Origin of the sequence: Stakelama sediminis, assembly GCF_014199335.1 — a bacterium.
GTDB lineage: Bacteria > Pseudomonadota > Alphaproteobacteria > Sphingomonadales > Sphingomonadaceae > Sphingomonas > Sphingomonas sediminis.
Map to the genome: position 1 here is coordinate 87814 of NZ_JACIJI010000002.1, position 20867 is coordinate 108680.

Genomic DNA, 20867 nt, shown 5'->3' on the forward strand with positions numbered 1-20867 from the left:
AGGCGAGCATTCATGTGTAGGTAGCTGGAAAGTTTCTGACCAGGAGCGCCCAAAGGGCGGGCGTGATTTTCTTGAAATTCGACCTGATGCCGTTACAGTGACGTTAAACGATACAGGTTATGGTAATTCAGATGGCCCGAAAGAAAGACTCGTCAGCTTCTCCGAGGAAGCCAAAAGCCTCCACCGAAAAGACTCACGGCGGAATCATCATCCCGGACTCCGCCAAGATCAAGCCGAGTGACGGTGAGACCGTCAAAGCATCGCCAAAACGCTGGCGCAAGCCGACCCTCCCGGAATTGTCCAAGACGAAGCCGGATGACGGCAAGGCAACTGGAAAGCCCGCGAAATCTCCCTCGCCTCAGGACGTGAGGGCGGGCGACCGCGTGCTTTTTGGCAAATGGACTGGTGCAGAGATCAAGCCGGATTCCGCCCTGCTTTCCATGAAGGATGCCGATATCCTTGGGGTGATCGGTGACGGGCCAATGTCCGTCGATGACGCCGAACGTCAGGTGCGTCAGAAATTGTCGGACGCCGTTGCGCCGCTTGCGCGAGAATTGATGAGCCGTCGCATGGCGACGGATGAATTTGCCGCAGAGCTGCGTCAATTCGCGCAGGCCTATTTCGAGCGTCACGACGAGGCCAATCCGCCCCCTGTGCCAGAGCAACGCTTCACGCCACGCAAGGACCAGATTTTGGATTTTCTGAAATCCGTCTGGGGTGAGTGGATTGGCAAGCGCCTGCTGACGAAGCCCCTTCTCAAGGCGCACGACGATAAGGCGTATGACGCCCTAATGAACTGGCAGCGTGCCAACAGGCTGCCAGATGACGTTCACGTGCCGACGCAGAAGGAGGCGAATGATCGCTTCCTCAAGCGCCGCTACTTCACCGTCGATGAGTGCCATCGGGTCGTCGGACTCCTGACCCGACGCGACAAGGACGGAAAACAATAACGCCAAACGTATGACGTTACTGTTGACATAATCTGTAATCGTCCGCATCTTCCATCTGCAACCAAGCAGAAGGAGATTCGGAGGAAATGGCAGAGATTCCCCAAGCCGCCGCGATTGCGATACCGTTTGAATATACGTTGGCAGAGCGTGATGCGATCCGTGCGCGCTTTCTTGACCGCAAGGCCGCTCTTGGGGTCGGAAATCCGACGCTTTCCTACACAATCTGCCGCACCGTCGCAGCCAAGCGCCTTCATGTGAAGTTTCCAGACGGAACGTGCATTCCCGAACCGAACGGACTTTCGGCACGCGATCTTGCGAACTTTGAGAATGGTCGCATGACGACACACGGCAAGCTCGTCGTCATCGACGCCTATCTTCAAATCATCGGGGCCACACCGACTACACTCATCGCGGCCTGACCGCTTAAGCCGAAAACCTATTGCCCGCTGCATGGTAGCCATGCAGCGGGCATTTTGCATCTGTGATGCTTCACACTCCCGGCACAGGTTTATCAGCCCGCGCCTCGGCCTTCCTGCCTCATGTAAGACAAGCCGCATAGCTATCGGCCCGGCAACCAACCTGCGCTTCGCTTGGCCTGCTGCAATGGGCTGCCCGCTCCATTCGGGCGGTTCCCGCCCTCCCGTGTTCCCCATGCACCTTGCCGGTCTTCCGACCGCTTAATGGGCTTGCGTCGGCTGGAAGAGCCAGTCGCGATAAAACTTGAAACCCTCGACACAGGAGATTTCCACATGACCACAGCAACGCAAAATCCCACCGCTAACAAGCGCCCTGAGTTCGCCGTAAAGGTCCGCAAAGGAAGTGGAGAGAAAGCTCGCTTCGAGCAGATCGGAGTTGTCTGGACCCGCGATAACGGCTCGATGTTTTGCCGCCTTGTCGGCAGTCAGGTTGTCACGGACGGCTTCTACATCTTCCCGATCAACCGCGAGGCGGGGCAATAGCCCCGCCGTCCGGCGGCGTCATTCGCCGCCAAGAGCATCTTCGAGGGCTTCCAGATTGGCAGCCCAGCCGCTTGGGTTTTGCTCTTTCAGCTTGCGCAAGTTTTGAAGTTTCCAGCGCGGGCCGGGTAGATCAGCCAGCCCTGCAAGCGGATAAAGGGACCAGTCAGGTTCGCAGGCATCGAAACTACGGAGGAATGAGCGATCATCCGGGGCGAGGCCACGATGGACTGCCCCGATGAGGCGGTCCATCGTGGCCTCGTGATCGTCATAGGTAAATTCTTCGAATGCCATGCCCGCGAATTGCTTTGCGAAGGTTTCGCGTTGATCGAGGCGGTTGGGTTTCAGGAGTTCCGCTATCGGGCGGTTGTGGCTGACCAGCGCTGCGATGAAGCCCAAACGAACATCGTCGCTGAAACCTTCCGTATCGAGCAGGTCGCGCACGTCGAATAGATCGCGTGGGTGCTGGCGATCAAGCGCAGCGCAAATCTTCCCGCCGAAGAGTTCGCCATGCGCAATGACAGGGACTTCGACGAATTTCCCGAATTCGTCCTGAACCCTGTCAGAGCAGGCCATCATGCGCGGGGGTTGCAGATGACCACGGAGAACCGCGTTGACCTCAATTTTGATTTGCGTGCCTTGCCGTTCACAAAGCAGTTTGACTTCGGGCGCGCTCGCGCTGCCGGACGGACGACAGCGCGTGTCAGGATATGTCGCCTCGACCTTTGCCCTGATGCGGTCAAGAGCCGCAGCAATCCCTTGGAGGTCGTCAGCACGTTCACCGGCATTGAGCCATGTGAGGTCAATATCGACCGAAAGGCGCGGCATATCCCGCACGAACAGGTTGATCGCCGTGCCTCCCTTGAGAGCAAGCCCCTCTTCCTGCCCGACCAAGGGCAGGACATCGAGCAACAGATCAACTTGGGAGTGATAGGCCTCACGCATCGGGGTTCACCAGTTCGGATGGGAGGAGAAGGCCATATTTGGCGACATACTTGCCCTTAGGCACAAGACTTCGATCACCTGTGCCAAGGTCGATCACATCGGGATTGAGGTGGCGCGTAACGGGAAGATCGGCCCGTTCCGCCAGATAGAGAAACAGGCGTTTGACCTTGACCGAATTGCAGGCCTCAAGAAGCTCCTGCATAAGCTTTGGGCGCAAAGTGACCAGCCCTTCGGTGAGCTGCGCGGCTTCAACAAGATCGACCGCTTGCGGTGTCAGGTGCAGCGTTTCCAATATCGCCCGTTCGGGGCTGGAAGCGCGCAGCTTGAAGCCCTCAACTGCCTCAAGGTCAGCCAGCCCAAGATCGGGGGGCAGAAATTTCGTTTGCGTATGGCGTATGTCCACCGACCAATCATAGGTCTTGAACCATGCAGGTAGCGCGACCTTAGGCGGAGAAAACAGAAAAACGGTCTGTTCTGCAAAGCGGAGATAGTGCGCTTTGCCCGTCATCTCCAATGCGGTGCGTGCGGCAACATGCACGTCCAGCTTGAGCTGGGTCTGGATAGTCCAGAGAGCGCCCTGCCACGTCACCGTCTCAACAGGACGCTTGTATGCGCCGCGCCCTAACGGCTCCAGCCAGCGGCTGGAGAGGTAATTTTGGGTATCTTGAGGCGATATGCCCAGCTCATTCAGACGCACGGAAGTGACGACCGTGTGCGGTCGCCACTGATCCATAAGACTCTTTATTTTTTCTGATCGAGATATACTCATAATATATCTATGGCATAAAAAACAAAGAAAAGCAAGGGCTGAGCCATCTGCCTCTTTGGAAAATCCATCATACATAAACCAAGGATATATCTACGAACGAAAAATCAAAGATGTAACCTCATGCTGCCTTGAAACCGTGCCTTGAGAGCAATCCGCTCCGCCTCGTATCGGCTAAAGAGACATGCATATGGCTAATTTTCAGGAAATATTAGGGCCATTGCATGGAAACAGAAATCCAATAAAAACAAGCGCCTATTGCAGGTGTTTTGCCACGTCCCAAAGTAGCGTGAGACAATGGGTTATGGACGTTTGCAAGCCATGTTGCGGTTAACCGCAACTGTCTTGGTCAAGGGGGCTTAAGCGCCGCCCCCGTTGACAATCCCCGGCTGGTTGTCCGCCCCGAACATTGAGTTCGTGACGGTCAATCGCACCGTATCCGGCGGTGCATCACGGCCAGAGAACATGCGTCCCTGGACCCGCATTTTTGTTTTCGCGGGGAGGTGTAGAGGAAGTGGCATCGGACAAACGAAAGCGGCAATATCTGATCGGCGTGCGGCTCTCCGAAGAGGAGCGCACCGCACTGGAAGCCTTAGCTGCTTCCCGTCAGACATCGCTTCCCGCTTTCCTTCGCGCTGCTGGCCTTCGCCAGCGCCTCGCCTCTTCCGCCGCCCCGATCACCTTCGCTGACCGGGACGAATTGCGGCGCATCAAGATGGATTTGGGGGAGGTCGCAAGTAGCCTGCAACACCTCGCCAAATCCTTTGCCGCAATCGAAGACCCCGCTTCAAACTTGGTGCTTCAGACCGAGATTGCGCTGCAAGCGGTCTGGCGCACCAACGCTCATATCCGGGAGGTGCTGGGATATGATCGTTAAAGGAAAAAGCCGCTCCAACGGCGTCCAGCTTGGCGCATACCTTCTCTCGATGGAAGTCAACGAGGAGGTCCGCGTGCTGGATATATCCGGCATGGCGACCGATGATTTGACCCAAGCCCTGATCGAAATGCAGGAGATCACCGACCGAGGGCAGCGGGGGGTCAAAGGGCTATATCACGCCGTCATCTCTCCCCAACCGGGATATGCGTTGAACGAGGAGCAATGGCTTTATGCGGCTGATGTTCTGGCGAAGCAGCTTAAGCTGCATGAGCAGCCGCGTGCCATCGTCCTGCATGAAAAAGCAGATGGGCAGGGCGGCACACGCACCCATGCCCATATCGTGTTCCAGCGAACCGACAAGGAACGGCTCATCCTCGTTCCCGATAGCTGGAACTATATCGCCCATGAAAGGGCGGCCCGTCACCTTGAGCAGAAATTCGGTCATGAGCTGGTTCCGGGAAAGCACGTCGAGCCGAAAGAGCAATCCCGCGATAAGCAGACTGCCCCAGATCACGAGCGCCATCAGGAGGCGCGTTCCGGCCTCACCAAGGAAGAGCGGATTGCACAGGTCACGGAGCTATTCCGTCAGTCTGACGGAGCCAAGGGTTTTGCGGCGTCGCTTGCGCACGCCGGCTACACCTTGGCGGTTGGCGACCGCCGCGATTTTGTCATTCTCGACAAATCCGGGCAGGTTTACGCGCTACCCCGCTGCATTGAGGGTGTCCGCACCAAAGAGCTGCGGAAATTCATGGAGCCGCTGAACGCGGGCGAGTTGCCCAACGTCGAGCAGGCCAAGCAGCTCGTCCACGATGCGCGTAGCTCTGAACAGGCGCGCAATGCGCAAAAGGACAAGGTCAAGACCGAATTTGAAAAGGCCGTGCAGCAGCCGGAAACCGCGCAGCGTGCCGAACAGAAGGTGGAAAAACCCGCCAACGGGACCAAGGAATTTGAGCGGGTCGCTCAAAACGCACCATCGCAAGCGGCTGATCGCGTCCGAGGAAAGGCCAAGCGCGACATGACAGAGGCCGCATCGGAAAATGCTGTGCAGCGCTATGCGCGCTCGCTCGCCACGCGATTGGGCAAAACCCGCCATGTGGCGCGTTCCGTCAAAGAGCGACTTGGCACGCTCTTTGGCCCCATGGCTGCGCGCCTGTCAGAGGGGATTGCCCGTATCCGCTCGCGTGTCGGAAAGGGCAAAGCCGGGGCGCGTGGCGTTTCCTTCGCACCGATGCAGGAAACCAAATCTGAAAACCGCGCTGTGTTCAATCGCGCCGCCAAGGCGTTGGACCAAGTGCGGAAGGAAAACGCCGCATCGACGGAACGCTCCGCCTCAGACAAGAAGGGGCCAAGCCATGACCGATGATTTCCTGCACCCAACGCCGGAGTATGACGCAGCGGATTGGGAGCAACGGCAATACGCCGATGGCGACGGTCAGCCGTTGGAAGTGACCCTCGAACGCTTTTATTGGCTGCATCTGGATTGGTATGACGAAAAGGGCTTCCTGTTCAGCGAGGGGGGCTTGAGCAAAATGGTCGTGCGACTCGAACGCGACCGAGGGCCGGAATCGTTGGATGACGCGCTTAGGATGTTTGTCGATCACTGGATGATTCCGACAGCGGTTCGTTCAGGCTTCCCGCCTTTCGATCAGTTGGACGAGGAAGCCCGCCTCGAAATGACCCGCGATGCGGAGATTTTTTCAGACTGACGGGAAGCGTCAAACCACAGGTCCTGATGGCTTTGCAGCTTCATGCCGCTTGGCGCGATGCAGCCCATAGGGCATCCCTTGGGAACGGGCTGTGAATGAATCGCGAGATTTCCTCAGCAAGTAATTGAGAACATTCATCGAACGGGGTATCGTTTTCGCGCTATGAATCTAATTAAATCCAAGAAGCGCGTTGCCGATCACGGGGAAGTGTTCACCCCGCCATGGCTGGTGGAGAAAATGCTCGATCTCGTTCAGGGCGAGACGGAGCGGATTGATGCACGCTTTTTGGAGCCAGCGTGCGGCAGCGGAAATTTCCTTGTTCCGATCTTGCAGCGCAAGCTCGCCGCCGTGGAGGTCAAATTTGGCAAGTCTGATTTCGAGAAGCGGCACTATGCTCTTGCTGGCCTAATGTGTTGCTATGGCATTGAGCTGCTGGACGACAACATAGCCGAATGCCGCGCTAATATGTTGGAGGTGTTTGCCGAGTATCTTGGCTTGAACGAGGCAAGTGACCTTTATCGCGCAGCCTCGTTCGTTCTGTCGCTCAATCTCATTCACGGTGACGCGATGACAATGCGCGACACTGACGGCTCGCCCATCGCCGTGGTCGAATGGGGTTACTTAGGCAAAGGCAAGTTCCAACGCCGAGATTTTCGGCTGGACGTTCTTACTGGCATGGCGAGCTTTAGTGCGGAAGGTTCATTATTTGCTAGCCTTGGGAAGCACGAGATTTTTACACCCACCCGTGTCTATTCACCAGTGACGGTGAATGAATTGGCGCAATTCGCCAACGGTGAGACTGGGGAGGCGGCATGATCGACCAAGCGGGATTTTCGTTGCGGGGTCGGAACCCCGATGTTTTGACCTGCATTGCAAATCTTTCCAACGATGAGGTTTTTACACCGCCAGAGTTCGCAAACAGAATGCTGGATACGTTGGCTGAGACTTGGGCTGCTCGGCACGAAGGTGCAATCATCTGGGCAGACCCATCGGCAAAATTCCTTGATCCCTTCACGAAGTCAGGAGTGTTCCTTCGCGAGATCACAAAGCGATTGATCGCGGGTTTGGCTGATGAAATTCCAGACCTACAAGAGAGGGTTGACCACATCCTGATAAATCAGGTCTTTGGTATTGGCATTACCAGACTCACAAGCCTGTTGGCTCGACGCAGCCTTTATTGCTCGAAACATGCAAACGGAGAACATTCCGTAGCGCAAAACCTTGAGAGCGATGAAGGAAATATTTGGTTTGAGCGCACAGAGCATAGTTGGGAAAATGCCAAATGTTCGTTTTGCGGCGCGCCTCGTGCGCTTTTTGATCGAGAAGATCAGCTTGAAAATTATGCCTATGCATTCATACACACCAACCAAATAAAAGCTCGAATTGGCGAGCTGTTCGGAGCAGATATGCAGTTTGACGTCATCATTGGAAATCCACCATATCAAATGACTGGTGGTGCGGGTGGAACTAGTGACTCTTCGATTTATCATCTGTTCGTGCAGCAGGCTTTCAATCTGGAGCCACGCTTTGTCAGTATGGTTGTGCCATCGCGCTGGATGGCAGGTGGGCGCGGCTTGGATGAGTTTCGAGCCGAGATGCTGAACAGCGGTCATATCCGCAGTTTGACTGACTTCCCAGACTCTAGCACTGCCTTTCCCGGCGTTCAGATCAAGGGTGGAATTTGCTATTTCCTGTGGGACCGCGATCACGAAGGTAGTTGCGAAGTTACGCGAATTGCGGAGGGTGTCGAGTATATCCAAAAAGGTAGAATGCTCGGCGAATTTGATGTTTTCATCCGTGACGAACGCGCTCTTGGTATTTTGCGCAAAGTGATTGCGAAGAAAGAGCCTTCTATTCTTGATCTAATTTCTGGCGACACCCCTTTTGGTATTGCTACGAACTTCCGAGATTGGGATGAAAAGCCGCGTGCAGGCAAAATCCCTCTGCACTTGATAAACAAGAGTAAACGATCTGTTGGTTATATGGACCGCGCAGGTGTTCGGAAGAATGTCACTGCCTTAGACGTTTGGAAAGTCTTGGTTCCCAAAGCCTATGGCGCTGGGGAGTCTTTCCCTCACCAAATCTTAGGCAAAGAGATTGTTGCCCCGCCTCCATCGGCTTGCACACAAACTTATCTCGTGGTTTCACCCTTCGCCTCCGAGCGGGAAGCTCAAAGTTTCGCCAGCTACTATCGCACTCGACTTTTCCGTTTCCTTGTGTCGCTTCGCAAGATCACGCAGGACGCATTGCGCTCGACCTACTCGTGGGTTCCCGCACAATCATGGGATACGACTTGGACAGACGAATTGCTCTACGACAAATACGGCATCACTGACGAAGAGATTGCATTCATCGACAGCATGATTCGTCCGATGGCGGGTGGCAATGATTAAGCCCACCATCGAGCAAATTCTCACGCCGAAGCCCGAAGCTCGCCCGCGAATATACGCTTACGCGATTGCGGACGATGCGCACGCTGGGATGCTCAAGGTCGGACAGACTGCCCGCGACGTAAAGCAGCGCATTGCCGAGCAGCTTAAGACCGCTGCGATCACCAATTATACCATTGAGCTGGACGAATGCGCAGAACGTGATGACGGGGGCATCATCACCGATCATGCTGTGCGTGATGCGCTCAAGCGCAAAGGATTTGCCAATTCCCAGCTCGAATGGATGGAATGCTCCGTCGCGGACGTGAAAACGGTCCTTGCAGAGCTTCGCACGGGGCAGATTTTCACAGGCACGCACCACGAGGATTTTCCCCCGCGTGACGAGCAGGCGCGTGCCGTTCAGCAGACCTACGACTACTATCAATCCCGCTGGCAGGAAGACGACAAGGCCGTTCCGCGCTTTCTTTGGAACGCGAAAATGCGTTTTGGAAAGACCTTCACCAGCTACCAGCTTGCCAAGAAGCTGGACGCAAAGCGGGTTTTGGTCCTGACTTTCAAGCCCGCTGTTGAAGATGCATGGCAGTCGGACCTTGAAAATCACGTCGATTTCGACGGCTGGCGCTACCTGTCGCGGAATGCCGGGGGCGACCCTCGCGACGTTTCCGCCGATACGCCGCTGGTATATTTTGGCTCATTCCAAGACCTTCTAGGCCGCGACAAGGCGGGCAATATCAAGCCGCGCAATGAGTGGATTCATACTATCAACTGGGATTTGGTCGTGTTTGACGAATACCATTTCGGCGCATGGCGTGACACGGCGAAGGAGCTTTTCGAGGGCGAAGATGCGGCAGTCGCCAAGAAGGAGGAAAGCCTCGAATATGCGTCCGATCTTGAGAATGTGAACGAGGATTTGGGCGTTCTCTCCGAAAGCGAAACCGAGTTTCTCCCGATCACGACGCGAGCCTACCTTTACCTGTCCGGCACGCCTTTCAAGGCGCTCGCCACAGGCGAGTTTATCGAAGAGCAGATTTTCAACTGGACCTACACCGACGAGCAAAGGGCAAAGGCCGAGTTTGCAGCAAAGAACCCCGGCAAACGAAATCCATACGGCGCGCTTCCGCAAATGCGCTTGCTTACTTACCAGATGCCCGATGAGCTTCTGGCTATCGCCAGTGCGGGGGAGTTTGATGAGTTCGATCTCAACGCATTCTTCGCGGCGACCGGCACGGAAGACGCGGCAGAGTTCAAGCACAAGACCGATGTGCAAAAATGGTTGGACATTATCCGGGGCGGATATGCCCAGCAGACCGTTGAGAGCCTGAAAACAGGAACACGCCCGCCTTTCCCCTATTCCGATGTGCGGCTGCTACCCTATCTCCAACATTCGTTCTGGTTCTTGCCGAATGTCGCGGCCTGCCATGCGATGGCGAACCTGCTTGCCGAAAAGCACAACGTCTTTTGGCACGACTACAAGGTGATCGTCTCGGCTGGTGCGACAGCAGGCATCGGCTTGGAAGCCTTGCCGCCAGTTCGCAAGGCGGTTGGCAGCGGGTTCGACACCAAGACCATCACTCTATCGTGCGGCAAGCTGACCACTGGCGTGACGGTCGCGCAGTGGTCGTCCATCCTTATGCTGCGCAACCTGAAATCCCCTGAAACATACTTTCAGGCGGCGTTCCGCGTGCAATCGCCGTGGTCGATCAAGAATCCGAACGGCGACAATCCCAACGAGGAAGAAATCCTCAAGCCCGTCTGTTTCGTGTTCGATTTTGCACCGACGCGGGCGCTTCGTCAGTTGTCGGAATATGGGATTGGCCTCTCCCCCGGCGAGCCGAACCCGGAAAATGCGGTGCGCGAGCTAGTCTCGTTCCTACCCGTTCTCGCCTATGATGGTGCGAACATGACGCAGATCGACGCGGGCGGCGTTCTCGACATTGCGATGGCAGGGACTTCCGCGACGCTGCTCGCTCGCAAATGGGAGTCCGCATTGCTTGTCAACGTGGACAACGACACGTTGCGCCGCGTTCTCGACAATGAGGAAGCGATGGCGGCAGTTGGGCGTATCGAGGGGTGGCGCGCACTAGGTGACAACGTCATCGAAACCATCATTAACAAGAGCGAGGCGGTCAAAGACCTCAAGAACAAGGCCAAGGAGAAAGGCGGCGAGCTGACAGCCAAAGAGAAGAAGGAGCTGACTGACGAGGAAAAGGAATACAAATCCAAGCGGAAGCTCGTTCAGGAGAAGCTGATAAAATTCGCCACGCGCATCCCGGCCTTCATGTATCTGACTGATTTTCGCGAGAACACCTTGCAGGACGTTATCACGAAATTGGAGCCTGACCTGTTCCACGCGGTGACAGGCCTAACCGTTGCCGATTTCCACCTTCTCGTGCGGCTCAAGGTTTTCAACACCGAGCGAATGAACGAAGCGGTCTTTGCTTTCCGCCGCTACGAGGACGCATCGCTCCGATACACTGGCATCGAAAGCCATGATGGCCTGACCCATTACGGCCTCTACGATACGGTCGTCGCCAAGGAATAACTCGGCGCGAAAGCTAGACGAATCCGCAACTCTGTACTATTTATGTTCTATGCCGCAAAACCTCAATCAGCCCGACGGCGAAAGGCCTGCACGTAAGCACCCCACACCTTCGGAATATATGCGCAAATTGCGTCCCGAATTGTATTCGGACACAGAAACTCGTGTCATCTACAGCGTTGATGCCCCGACGTTAGATTATTTCCTAGAGTCGCTGACATCTCGGAATGAAACCCATGAATTTGAGGTTTTTTGTCGAAAACTATGCGAGCGCGTGATTTGCCCTCATCTTCGTCCCAACTCCGGCCCAGACGGAGGCGGTGATGGTAAGACAGATACAGAAACAATCGTAGTCGCCGCTGAAGTCGCGAATTTGAGCTATTCTGGTGAGCCAAACGGTAGTGAGCGCTGGGGCTTCGCATTCAGCGCAAAGCAAAAATGGCAGGATAAGGTCCGCTCTGACGTCAAAGGGATTGCAGAGACTGGTCGCCAATATGACCGAGTCTATTGCGTAACCAGCCGCTATGCCAAAGCGAAAACTCGCGCTGACCTAGAGCAGAAGCTAGCCGACGAATACGGTTTTGCAGTGACCATCCTCGACCGATCATGGATCATTGACCAGATAGTAAACAACGATCGTGCCGATCTCGCCTTTCACTATCTGGGAATTGGTCAAGAAAACAATGACCCCCTTCGCTTGGGGTCAACCGATTATTCGCGGTCGAGGGAACTCGACGAGATCGAGAAAAATTTGGCAGACCCTGATGCTTACGCGGGAATTGAGCGGCAGCAGGTGACTGAAGCGTTAGTCGCCGCGAAATTATCGCGCAACCTTGAACGTCCGAGAATTGAGACTGATGGGCGATTTGCTCGCGCCGTGCGTTTGGCCGAGCAGGATGGTGATTATCGACAAGAGCTTTCTGCCAAGTACGAAGCCATCTGGACAGCCTATTGGTACTTCGATGATCTTCCATACCTACTTTCCAAATATGACGAATTTGAGGAATTGGCGCTTCAATCCTCGCATATGCGTAACATGGAGCTGCTAACCAACATCTTGCAGCTTCTTTTCAATAGTGTTCTCTTGGACCACGCTTCCCGCGAAGATTGCCGCTTGGATGAGCGCGCCGAAAAGGTGCGTGCAGCGTTGCAGTCAATGGCAGAAGAGCGTGACCGTCCAAACAACAGCTTGGAAGCACAAAGTTCCCTTCTGTTGCTACGACTCAACTACGTGATGGTCGACGGCGATACGTCAGATTTGCAAGAAATCTGGAAGGGCTATGGGGATATACTCGACCAAGCGGAGGGACTAGGCGAATTTCCAGCTGAACGCCTCGCTCGTCTCATCGAGATGGCGGGCAATGTCGCAGGCAATGACAGCGAATATAACGCTCTTGTCGAGAAGCTCGCGGACTTTATCGGCAAACGGGAAAGTGAGGGGCGGTCCGGCGTCATCCTTCTCAACCGTGCAAACAAGCTCGATCTGGACAGTCACTTTGACATCATCCGGCTTGCTGGCCGCGCTACGACGCGACTGACCAAGAAGGAGTACACTGCCGAGCTAGCACGGGCATTGCAGCTACTTACTATCGCATATCGCAAAGCGGATTTGCTATGGGCTGCGCGTGCGAGCTGCATTTTTGTCGCCGCCGCACTCATAATCGAGGGTGAAGAAGATGGGCAGATTCCCGTCAGCTTCGTACCAACCATGAAGATTCTGGCATGGATTTCTTTGGAACTCGGGCACCTTCCTGACACAATTTATTCTCTTCAAATGTTGAACGCGAGCTTGGCAACTCTGCCGCTCAGTGACCAGTCAAAGGAGAAGTTGAGCAAAGATATTCAGGAGCTAGACATCGCACTAGGTTCTATCCTTCTGAATGCTTCCGACGCCGATTTGGCGCGACTTGAAAATCTCCCTGATCTTCTTGAGGCTCTTGGCCTTATGACGGCGCGAATGAGTCTGCTTTATGTCCTCGGTCACGAGGACACACTTTTGTCAGATGGCAGCGTCCCTGAATCGGAGTCAATCGAGTCCCTTCGCGACATGATGAGCGTCGTGGCGAGCCAGCCTGTAGCGAGGCAGGCAGCGGCAAAGTTCATCTTCAACGATCCTCCCGAAATGATCGCTACCAACGTCATGGGCATAGCTGTTAGGATTGATGTTTCAATCGCAGATGAAGTGTCCATGCAGGTCGGTGAACTCGTCGCTGCGTCGCTTGAAGCCTTTTTTGCGACTGCTCTTCAACAGGATATAATTCCTCATACCGAGGAATTTACCATTCGGGTGTCAGTCAGCGAACAAATCGACGAACCGACCTTCGAGATTTCCAAATTGTCGTCGATAGGGGAACTCGTATGGCCTGCCAGCTTGGAACTTCATGCATACTCCAACCAAGCGATAGGGCGCGAAATACTGATGGAAGTCGCGGTAAAGACGCTCTCGCGGAACTTCATCCTTGATGATCTTTCTGGCTTCGCCGAAGCCCTATTTGCCGACGACGGCGTGCAGGAACGCATGGCGATGGTCTTAGCTGTTGGAAATAGTTACCATCGGTTCACCGATAAGCATCTGGCCCGGTTGGACGACTGGAGCGAACATATGCGCACTAAGTATGAGTGTCGTATCCGGCCAAAAATCAAAATCATACAGTTCGAGGACAAGCCTGATGATAGCGTACCCCGCGAACCGAGGGAGGTGAAATATGAGCGTCCGATTGTCGACAGCCACAAGCAAATTAAGGTTCACTCTGTCATAGATGTTCATGCTTGGGACCAAGCAAAGTGGCGAGGCGCCGGGTACATGCGGTTCGATCCCGAATATCCCCCTGTTATGGCTTTGTTGTTTGAGAATGAAGAGGCGGCACGCGCTATTTTTGCTCGCTGGCATGAGCGCGTTGGTCCAGCAGATCGCGAAAATGAAATTCGTGTCGCGATCATCCGCAGCCATGATGCGAGCAACCCTTCACATTACATCATACAGATTGCTTCTGCGCCTCCTAACCTCGATGCAATGGTTCCCGGTCAATCGTTCGTTTTGGCTAGTCGATGTTTGGAAAACACGCCTGACAACGATGTGAACCTCACTCGCTTTCTTCGCGATTACCAAACGATGGGGGCCTACTATCTCGCAGCAGGTGTTCTCCAAGGTGGGGTTGAGAACGAACCTAAATGGCTTGAAGGCATGATTCTAAAAGGCCACCTTTCTGTGAAGCGTGCCGCTGACATTCAGCCTATGGATGTCGAAATGACTGCGCTCCGCTCCGTACTTGGGGACAACGCTGCGCCGGACGGCGCTGCCGCGTAAGATGCTATCAGACAGCGGTGTTTCATGTAAGCTCATTCTAGCGCGGCGCGATTCCGCGTCTGGCGAGTTCGTCACCGATGATGCGGATTGTGAATGACGCATCGTTGAATGCCGAGCGGCAAGGTGCCTTGGCTTGGCAACGCAGGGCTTGGGCGAACAGATCGCGGAGCTGCGCGTTGGATTTTATGCTTAGATTTTCGCGTGTCAGGTAGAACATCGTCTCCTCCTTCATGTCATTTCGCAGCCCGGCATGGGCCGCGTTCGGGAGGAGCCTCATTTCGCTATGTCAGTCGTGATGCATTCCGCACGCAGTTATCGGAAGCGAAGGTTGCCGGAGCAGGCTTTACGCCTTGCATCCCTATGGCTGGCTACGAAGTAAGGTTCTGGGAGATAAGCGCGCTTTGATGGGCGCTTGAAAAGATATGGGGGAGGAAAGAGGTCTGACTGGCCTTGTGGAAATCGTCCGCCAGAAAATCATCGCCAGTGAAGCGGCATACGTTCGTATGCGGTTTGCCAAATGTTCTGTTTTGCCGTTGCCTACCGGCCTACGCTCTATGCGCATGGGCGCACCGAGCCTTTGAAAGGTCTCGGCCCATTCGGGTGACGATCACGAACGGGTGAAGTCTAGGGCGCTGCCCCCAGCGCGCTTCGGATCACGTTCCGCCCAGCTTCCTACACTGACGTTTTCGTGCAGCAGGTTCCCCGCGAACGTGCCCACTCCGCTTGCCCCCCGATGCTCGCCGCATGGGCAGGGTTTCAGAAACGCAACCTGAAACCCAAACATGACGGAGAATTGAAATGGGAGAAGCAATCGCAATCACGAAAACCGAAAACCCCCGCATCTATGTGGCCTGCCTTGCCGCCTACAATAACGGCTATTTGCATGGGCGCTGGATTGATGCCGCGCAGGATGCTTGGGCCATCTATGACGATGTTAAGGCGATGCTCGCTGCCTCGCCAATCACGGAGGCCGAGGAATGGGCCATCCATGACTATGAGGGGTTCGGCAATGTCCGTATCTCTGAATACGCGGGGTTTGCCTATGTGAGCGAACTTGCCGCCTTTATCGCGGAGCATGGCGAATTGGGCCTTTGCCTACTGGAACACTACAGCGGCGAGATCGAGGAGGCTCGCGAGGCCTTGGAAGATCGCTATATCGGCACCTATTCGAGCCTTGCCGACTATGCGCAGGAGGTAACGGAGGACTCCATCACGATACCGCAGGCGCTTGCCTACTATATCGACTGGCAGGCGATGGCTCGCGACGCGGAAATGAGCGGTGACGTGTTCACAGTTCAGACCGCTTGGGATTCCATCCATGTGTTCGCGGGGTGACGAGCATGGAACCTGACACATTTTCCTTCACATGGCAGGGCATCGAGATCGAAGCGATTTACACGCCCCGCAAATGGAGCGTTGTCGATTGTCTGGAAATCAAGAGCGTCAATCCCGCTCGCGCCCCGCTGCCAATCACCGATACGGGCTATCTGTGCTGCTACCTTGTGCCTGAATCGCAGTCCGAGCCGACTGTACCAGATGGTCGCGAAATCGTGGCGCAGGTCGTCGCCCAGCTAGACGCGCAGGCGCGCTCGCGGAAATGGCAGGCCTACGTTGAAGCCAGCAGGCAAGGCGACTTGTTCAGCTTGTGACCGCCTAAAAAACGCGGAGCGCCGTGCCCATCATCGGCACGGCGCGCTTCATCTGCGAATGGTGAAGCGCAAAGCTAACTAAGCAAATGATATAATGAAGAAAATTGGCAACAATTTTCCATATTGTAAAGGCTTGCTGTATCATTTTCCAAGAAGGTGAAATGATGGCAGTAAGAAATTCAGAGTTCAATTCAGCAAGTTCTTTAATGGCAACAGGCGATGCGGCTTCATCCAACACAATGGCTTTGGTCATTGACGTGCAGGATTTCGCTCGCATGGATGCGGCAGATGCGCGAAACTATGCCGAGCATCTCGCAAGCAACTTAACGGCGCTTCGCGAGAGCGGTGTTCCAGTCACATGGGTCACCATGCGGAAAGACGCTCAACTCTACGAGCCGACCCCTAGCGCATCGGATAGCGCGCCGCAGGTTCGCAATCTCGACCAACTTCGCGAAATGGGTTTTCACGGCATCGACGCAGATCACGAAAACAGCGAGATTTTCCGCGATTTCATCACGAATTTCGGACCGAGAACCGACGAAGCAGTTTCCGTGAAATCGGTCAAAAGCGCTCTTGTCGAGCGTGCGGACGCGGAAGGCAGACCAGATTACCAGAATGCATTGGCGGCTGAATGCGGAGAGGCGTTCGACACCTATTTTACAGGCGGCAAGACGCTTGCGGAATACATGGGAGACGTTGACAACACCATTCTGATGGGAGCTGTGTCCTCGCATTGTATTTCGGAAACGGCTGTCAGCGCCGCCATTAAAGGACGCAACCCGGTTATTGTGACAGATGCGGTTTTGAGCTGGCAAGGCGACGATGCTTTGGTCAATCCACGCAGCTCTGTGCAGCTCTGGCGTGGAACGGGTGGCGACAGCGCTAACTTCGATGCTTTTCATCAGGGAAAAATGAACGCCGCAATTTCAAGCATCGTGTCCGATGACCGCAGAGGATTCACGTCAGATCAGGTTGCGGCGATTTCAAACATTGGTTTTGTCTCGTCGGCAGCGCTAGTGCCTCAACTGCGATCAACCGGTTCAGCGTCGGGCGCTACCTATCAGCCAATTATCTGATAATTCAAATGGGAAGATGATCGCGCCGCGCCCACCATCGGCACGGCGCAATCTATTTTCGGTCCCGCTTTCGGGTTTCAAAACGGCCCAAATCAGCCATATATGCTTGGATAAGTTGGATGGCATCGCTGCCGTCAACGGTGCGGGGGTAACGATGGCAACGCTCCTCCGCTACCACTTGTATAGTCCGGGTGGATTATGTCGGACGTTTTCCAGATGCCGGCTTTAGAACGGTGGCGAGGCTGCCGGTGATTTCGATGCGGGCATGGTCGGGTGCTTGCGGGTCGTTGCTGACGTGAACAGCTTCGATCAGGCTCCGGACGACGGGAGCGATCTTTTTCGCGTGCTTGCCACCAATGATGGCATTGCCGAGCATCTTCACTCGGAGACGATGCTTTAATGTTGGCTGAGTCTGGCGGTTTTTGACTGGGATGGTGGCCGCCGGTGGGGGGGATCACCGGCGGCCGGTTCGGCTGGCCTTGAGGGCTACCAGCCGAAACTGGCGGTGACCCGGCCCGAGACGGCGGCGCGCCCTTGTTGCTGCTCGGCGCCGAGTTCTCCGCCGAGACTGAACTGGTCCTGGCCGCCGGTCAGCCGAATCCGGCCCAGCCAGCCGCTGTCACGCGTGCCGCCGGGAATGGTGAAGCTGTCGCCGGTCGTGAAGGCGGCGGTAGTGTCGGCGATGGCACCGCCGACGATTTCGCGGCGACCGCCCTCGACTTCCAGCCGCAGCCATGTTTCCTGGGGGTTGAGGCTGCCCAGATCGTAGCGCAGGGTCATGGTGCCCGAGGCGGCAAGTTCATCGCTGGTGCGTGCATCCACGCTCAGGTCATACGCATCGCCGCCGCCGCTGTCGCTATGGGCTTCTTCGTGCATCCGGAAATACTGGATGCCGCCGGTGGGACGAATGCCGATTCGCTTCGTCAGTTGCAGGTCATAGGACATCGACCCGATCAACGAATAAAGCATGCCGTGCCATTTGGAGTCGGCGACGCGGCTATAACTGTCGGTATCGAACCGACGCGTGCCGTCGAAATCCAGCCGCGCGATACCGCCACGCGCAGCCAGACCCAGGCCGCCGAACCGCGCGCGCCAGTGGATCGCCGCTTCATATTGCCCGATCGACACTTCGTCGTTTGACGAATTGTCATGATCGAGACCCAGCGCAAAGGAGAGCATACCGCCGATATAGCCCAGCCCGCCGACCTTATGCTCGGCGCCCGCGCTGGCACCCCAGCCGCCGACCGAATAGGTGGCGGTATCGCCAAGCCCCTTAGAGGTGCCCCAGCCGATCGACTGGCCCCATATGTTCCAGTGCCCGGCTTCCTCGTTGGCCGGAACCCTGTCGGTCAGGAACCGGGCACCGGCGCGTGCCGCAAGCGTCACCGATTCGAACAGGCCGCCCGCCTGTTCGGGAAGGAATTGGCGATAGTCATGCAGGAAGGTTTCGCCATCGGTTATCGACAGGAAGGTTCCGGCGATGTTTTGATCCTTGTCCAGCACATTGAATATTGCGTCATAGGCGGCGCTTTCCGCCTTGTTCATGCCCAGTTCGGTCGCGCTTTTCCGCAGGATGGACAAGGTGACGGTGCCGGCATCGGCGTCGGCCGAAACGCTGCTCTTGAACAGATAGGGCAGGACGGCGCCGGTGCTGCTCAGCGCGTCGCCTCCGGTGATCGATCCCGCCTGAACGATCACATGATCGCCCAGCGAATCGGCAATGTTGGTCAGGTGGACGAGCACCTTGGCACCGTCGGAGAAGCCGGCGTTTCCGGTGACATGGTATAGGGTGTTGGTGTCGTTGGCGCCGTCGATGGTGACCCCGATCATGCCGGTCCCGCTGACATTCAGGCTGTTCAGTGCGACGGTGCCGCTGTTCGTGGCGTCCAGCGTCCCCGAAACGGTCGCGTTCAGGCCGCTGCTACCGGTAATCTTGCCCTGCAGCACGGTGCCCTTGCCCAGCATCAGGGTATCGGCCCCGCCGCCGAAATCGACATCGGACTGCATCTGCGCACTGTCGGAAAGTGTAAGCGTATCGGCTCCGCTGCCGAAGGATACGCTGCCGTTGAGTTTGCCGTTACCCGAAAGGGCAAGCTGGTTGTCGCCGCCGCCGAAATCGACGGCGCCGTTGACGCTGCCGGCGGCGATATCGAACGTGTCTGCGCCGCTGCCGAACCGAACCTCGCCGCGGATCACCGGTGCCGACGCGTCGTCTGCATCGGGTGCCACCTGCTGCACCGTCACACCATTGCCGTTGTGGCTGAGGTCGATGGCAATGGCCTGACTGGAATCGCTGTTGCCTCCCTGAGCGGTGATGGCACCGCTGTTGGTGAGACTGGTCAGCGTGCCGGATTCGTCGTTAATCGCGATGGCGGTTGCATCGGTGTCGACGCCGGCCTGAATGGTGCCGCTGTTGGAAAGGTTGCCGGATTGCGCGCCTGCATCGATCAGGATTGCAGTGGCGACGTCGGCGGCATCGCCACCGCCCGATGCCGTGATGGTGCCGCTGTTAGTGATGTCGGGCGCAATCGCTCCATCGCCGAAGTGAATTGCCGTTGCATTGGCCGCACTGCTTGCCTGAACCGTGCCGGAGACGGACAGCCCACCCGAAAGGTCGACATTTCCTCCGGTACCGCCGACCTGAAGTGCCGTTGCGTTGATGCCGTCATATACGCCGCTGGCGGTGATCGAACCACGCACCACCAGTCCATGGCCGCCGTCATCGCCGTCGACCGCGCCGAGGGTGATATCCTTGTTCGCGGCACCGATTTCCAGTGCCGGTGCTGAACCATAGGACACGATTGCAGCGCTGCCTTCGTCCGAATCCGGAATGCCGTCGCCATCCTCGTCATCATTGTCGGAGTCGGTATCGGTCGGAGGAATATCGAGGAGCACGCCGCCGGCGACATTGCCGGCGATCCGGACGGCCGGTCCGCCGATCAGCAGGTCGTCATCGTCAAGCGTGCTGGTATCGGAAGGAGGCGTGGTATAGCGAAAACCGGTCGCCCCGACACTTCCCTGCAGCACGACGGCACCGCCGACGTCGCCGTCCACGGCGACGCCCACCGAGTCCTTGCCCTGAACCGTAACCGCACCGCTGATTTTCACGTCGCCCGATACATCGCCGGTATGGACGCCATAGCCGTTGTCGCCGGTGACGGTGATGGTGCCGCTGCTGTTGATCGAGCCGGTAAGCGGGCCGCCCAGCGCAATTCCGCCGGAGTCATTGCCGTTTACGGTGATCGAGCCGGTGTTTACGATGCTGCCGGTAAAGCCCGTGTCGGTGCGGATACCGAAGCGATCGCTGCCCTCGGCGAACGGGCCGTCCAGATCGCCGTCATCATCATTGTCGGTCGGCGTGTAGCTTTCATCCAGAATGATGTTGCCGCCATTGGTGATCGTTCCCGATCCGGCTGCCGTGGCCTCTATCCCGACGGCGCCATCGGCGTCGGTAATCTGGATCGTACCCTCATTATCGACGTCGTTGTGGCTGTTGAGTGTGACCGCACTGCCGCTGGTCGGTACTACCGATCCATCGGCAGTGATCTTGATATCGTCCTGGGCACCGTCATTGGCCGTGGCGGTTGCGACGGGTGTCGTAACCTTGGTGTCGATCGTTGTCTGCGCGGCCGCGGGCAGCGCCGCGAGCATCAGGACAGAGGTAAGGCTGGTGGTGCAAAGCAGGGTACGCATCTCGCTCCTCGAA

17 protein-coding genes and 1 pseudogene are annotated in these 20867 nt (G+C 56.4%); 13 read left to right on the forward strand and 5 right to left on the reverse strand.

The genetic code is table 11. The features are described 5' to 3' along the window. Positions 1-131 precede the first annotated feature (131 nt). From FHR23_RS16575 to FHR23_RS07130, 3 genes and pseudogenes are all read left to right on the forward strand, one after another. Positions 132-470 (forward strand): annotated as a pseudogene (locus tag FHR23_RS16575) (hypothetical protein); the annotation flags it as partial. Positions 471-1036: 566 nt separating this feature from the next. Next, a complete protein-coding gene (locus FHR23_RS07125) occupies positions 1037-1369 on the forward strand; it encodes a hypothetical protein (RefSeq protein WP_184002365.1) in 333 nt (110 codons plus the stop codon). A gap of 330 nt (positions 1370-1699) precedes the next feature. Beyond that, entirely contained in the window at positions 1700-1909 is a 210-nt protein-coding gene (locus tag FHR23_RS07130) for a hypothetical protein (RefSeq protein ID WP_184002367.1), read from the forward strand. An 18-nt stretch (positions 1910-1927) separates the two neighbouring features. On the opposite strand, the gene FHR23_RS07135 is transcribed toward FHR23_RS07130, so the two are convergent. Beyond that, the gene (locus tag FHR23_RS07135) at positions 1928-2851 is read right to left on the reverse strand and encodes a nucleotidyl transferase AbiEii/AbiGii toxin family protein (protein WP_184002369.1); all 924 of its coding nucleotides are present in this window, start codon (positions 2849-2851) and stop codon (positions 1928-1930) included. Beyond that, positions 2844-3620, reverse strand: coding sequence for a type IV toxin-antitoxin system AbiEi family antitoxin (locus FHR23_RS07140; RefSeq protein WP_184002371.1), 777 nt, complete (start codon positions 3618-3620; stop codon positions 2844-2846). Before FHR23_RS07140 ends, FHR23_RS07135 begins: the two co-directional genes overlap by 8 nt. 511 nt (positions 3621-4131) lie before the next feature. Between FHR23_RS07140 and FHR23_RS07145 the strand changes: the two genes are divergently transcribed. The 7 genes from FHR23_RS07145 to FHR23_RS07175 all read left to right on the forward strand — a co-directional run bounded on the left by FHR23_RS07145 (position 4132) and on the right by FHR23_RS07175 (position 14436). Continuing rightward, positions 4132-4494, forward strand: a complete 363-nt coding sequence (locus FHR23_RS07145; protein WP_184002373.1) for a plasmid mobilization protein — start codon at positions 4132-4134, stop codon at positions 4492-4494. Beyond that, positions 4484-5857, forward strand: coding sequence for a relaxase/mobilization nuclease domain-containing protein (locus tag FHR23_RS07150; protein WP_184002375.1), 1374 nt, complete (start codon positions 4484-4486; stop codon positions 5855-5857). Before FHR23_RS07145 ends, FHR23_RS07150 begins: the two co-directional genes overlap by 11 nt. Continuing rightward, positions 5847-6200 (forward strand): hypothetical protein, encoded by a 354-nt coding sequence (locus FHR23_RS07155; protein ID WP_184002377.1) that lies wholly within the window; start codon positions 5847-5849, stop codon positions 6198-6200. Before FHR23_RS07150 ends, FHR23_RS07155 begins: the two co-directional genes overlap by 11 nt. A gap of 162 nt (positions 6201-6362) precedes the next feature. After that, positions 6363-7016: an N-6 DNA methylase gene (locus FHR23_RS07160; RefSeq protein WP_184002379.1), complete on the forward strand. Its 654-nt coding sequence runs from the start codon at positions 6363-6365 to the stop codon at positions 7014-7016. Then, entirely contained in the window at positions 7013-8593 is a 1581-nt protein-coding gene (locus tag FHR23_RS07165; RefSeq protein ID WP_184002381.1) for an Eco57I restriction-modification methylase domain-containing protein, read from the forward strand. Before FHR23_RS07160 ends, FHR23_RS07165 begins: the two co-directional genes overlap by 4 nt. Beyond that, positions 8586-11132: a GIY-YIG nuclease family protein gene (locus tag FHR23_RS07170; protein WP_184002384.1), complete on the forward strand. Its 2547-nt coding sequence runs from the start codon at positions 8586-8588 to the stop codon at positions 11130-11132. The genes FHR23_RS07165 and FHR23_RS07170 overlap by 8 nt, the downstream gene beginning before the upstream one ends. Positions 11133-11250: 118 nt before the next feature. Then, positions 11251-14436, forward strand: coding sequence for a hypothetical protein (locus FHR23_RS07175; RefSeq protein WP_221227422.1), 3186 nt, complete (start codon positions 11251-11253; stop codon positions 14434-14436). 37 nt (positions 14437-14473) lie between these two features. Here the strand turns inward: FHR23_RS07175 and FHR23_RS07180 are convergent, their stop codons facing one another. After that, positions 14474-14653, reverse strand: a complete 180-nt coding sequence (locus FHR23_RS07180; protein ID WP_184002388.1) for a hypothetical protein — start codon at positions 14651-14653, stop codon at positions 14474-14476. Between the two features lie 581 nt (positions 14654-15234). Between FHR23_RS07180 and FHR23_RS07185 the strand changes: the two genes are divergently transcribed. The 3 genes from FHR23_RS07185 to FHR23_RS07195 all read left to right on the forward strand — a co-directional run bounded on the left by FHR23_RS07185 (position 15235) and on the right by FHR23_RS07195 (position 17161). Beyond that, positions 15235-15771 (forward strand): antirestriction protein ArdA, encoded by a 537-nt coding sequence (locus FHR23_RS07185; RefSeq protein WP_184002390.1) that lies wholly within the window; start codon positions 15235-15237, stop codon positions 15769-15771. 5 nt (positions 15772-15776) lie between these two features. Next, positions 15777-16085: a hypothetical protein gene (locus tag FHR23_RS07190; protein WP_184002392.1), complete on the forward strand. Its 309-nt coding sequence runs from the start codon at positions 15777-15779 to the stop codon at positions 16083-16085. A 104-nt stretch (positions 16086-16189) separates the two neighbouring features. Further along, entirely contained in the window at positions 16190-17161 is a 972-nt protein-coding gene (locus FHR23_RS07195) for an isochorismatase family protein (RefSeq protein WP_184002394.1), read from the forward strand. Between the two features lie 196 nt (positions 17162-17357). Here the strand turns inward: FHR23_RS07195 and FHR23_RS07200 are convergent, their stop codons facing one another. Further along, positions 17358-17543: a hypothetical protein gene (locus FHR23_RS07200; RefSeq protein WP_184002396.1), complete on the reverse strand. Its 186-nt coding sequence runs from the start codon at positions 17541-17543 to the stop codon at positions 17358-17360. Between the two features lie 104 nt (positions 17544-17647). Then, positions 17648-20854: an autotransporter outer membrane beta-barrel domain-containing protein gene (locus FHR23_RS07205; RefSeq protein ID WP_184002398.1), complete on the reverse strand. Its 3207-nt coding sequence runs from the start codon at positions 20852-20854 to the stop codon at positions 17648-17650. Positions 20855-20867 lie beyond the last annotated feature (13 nt).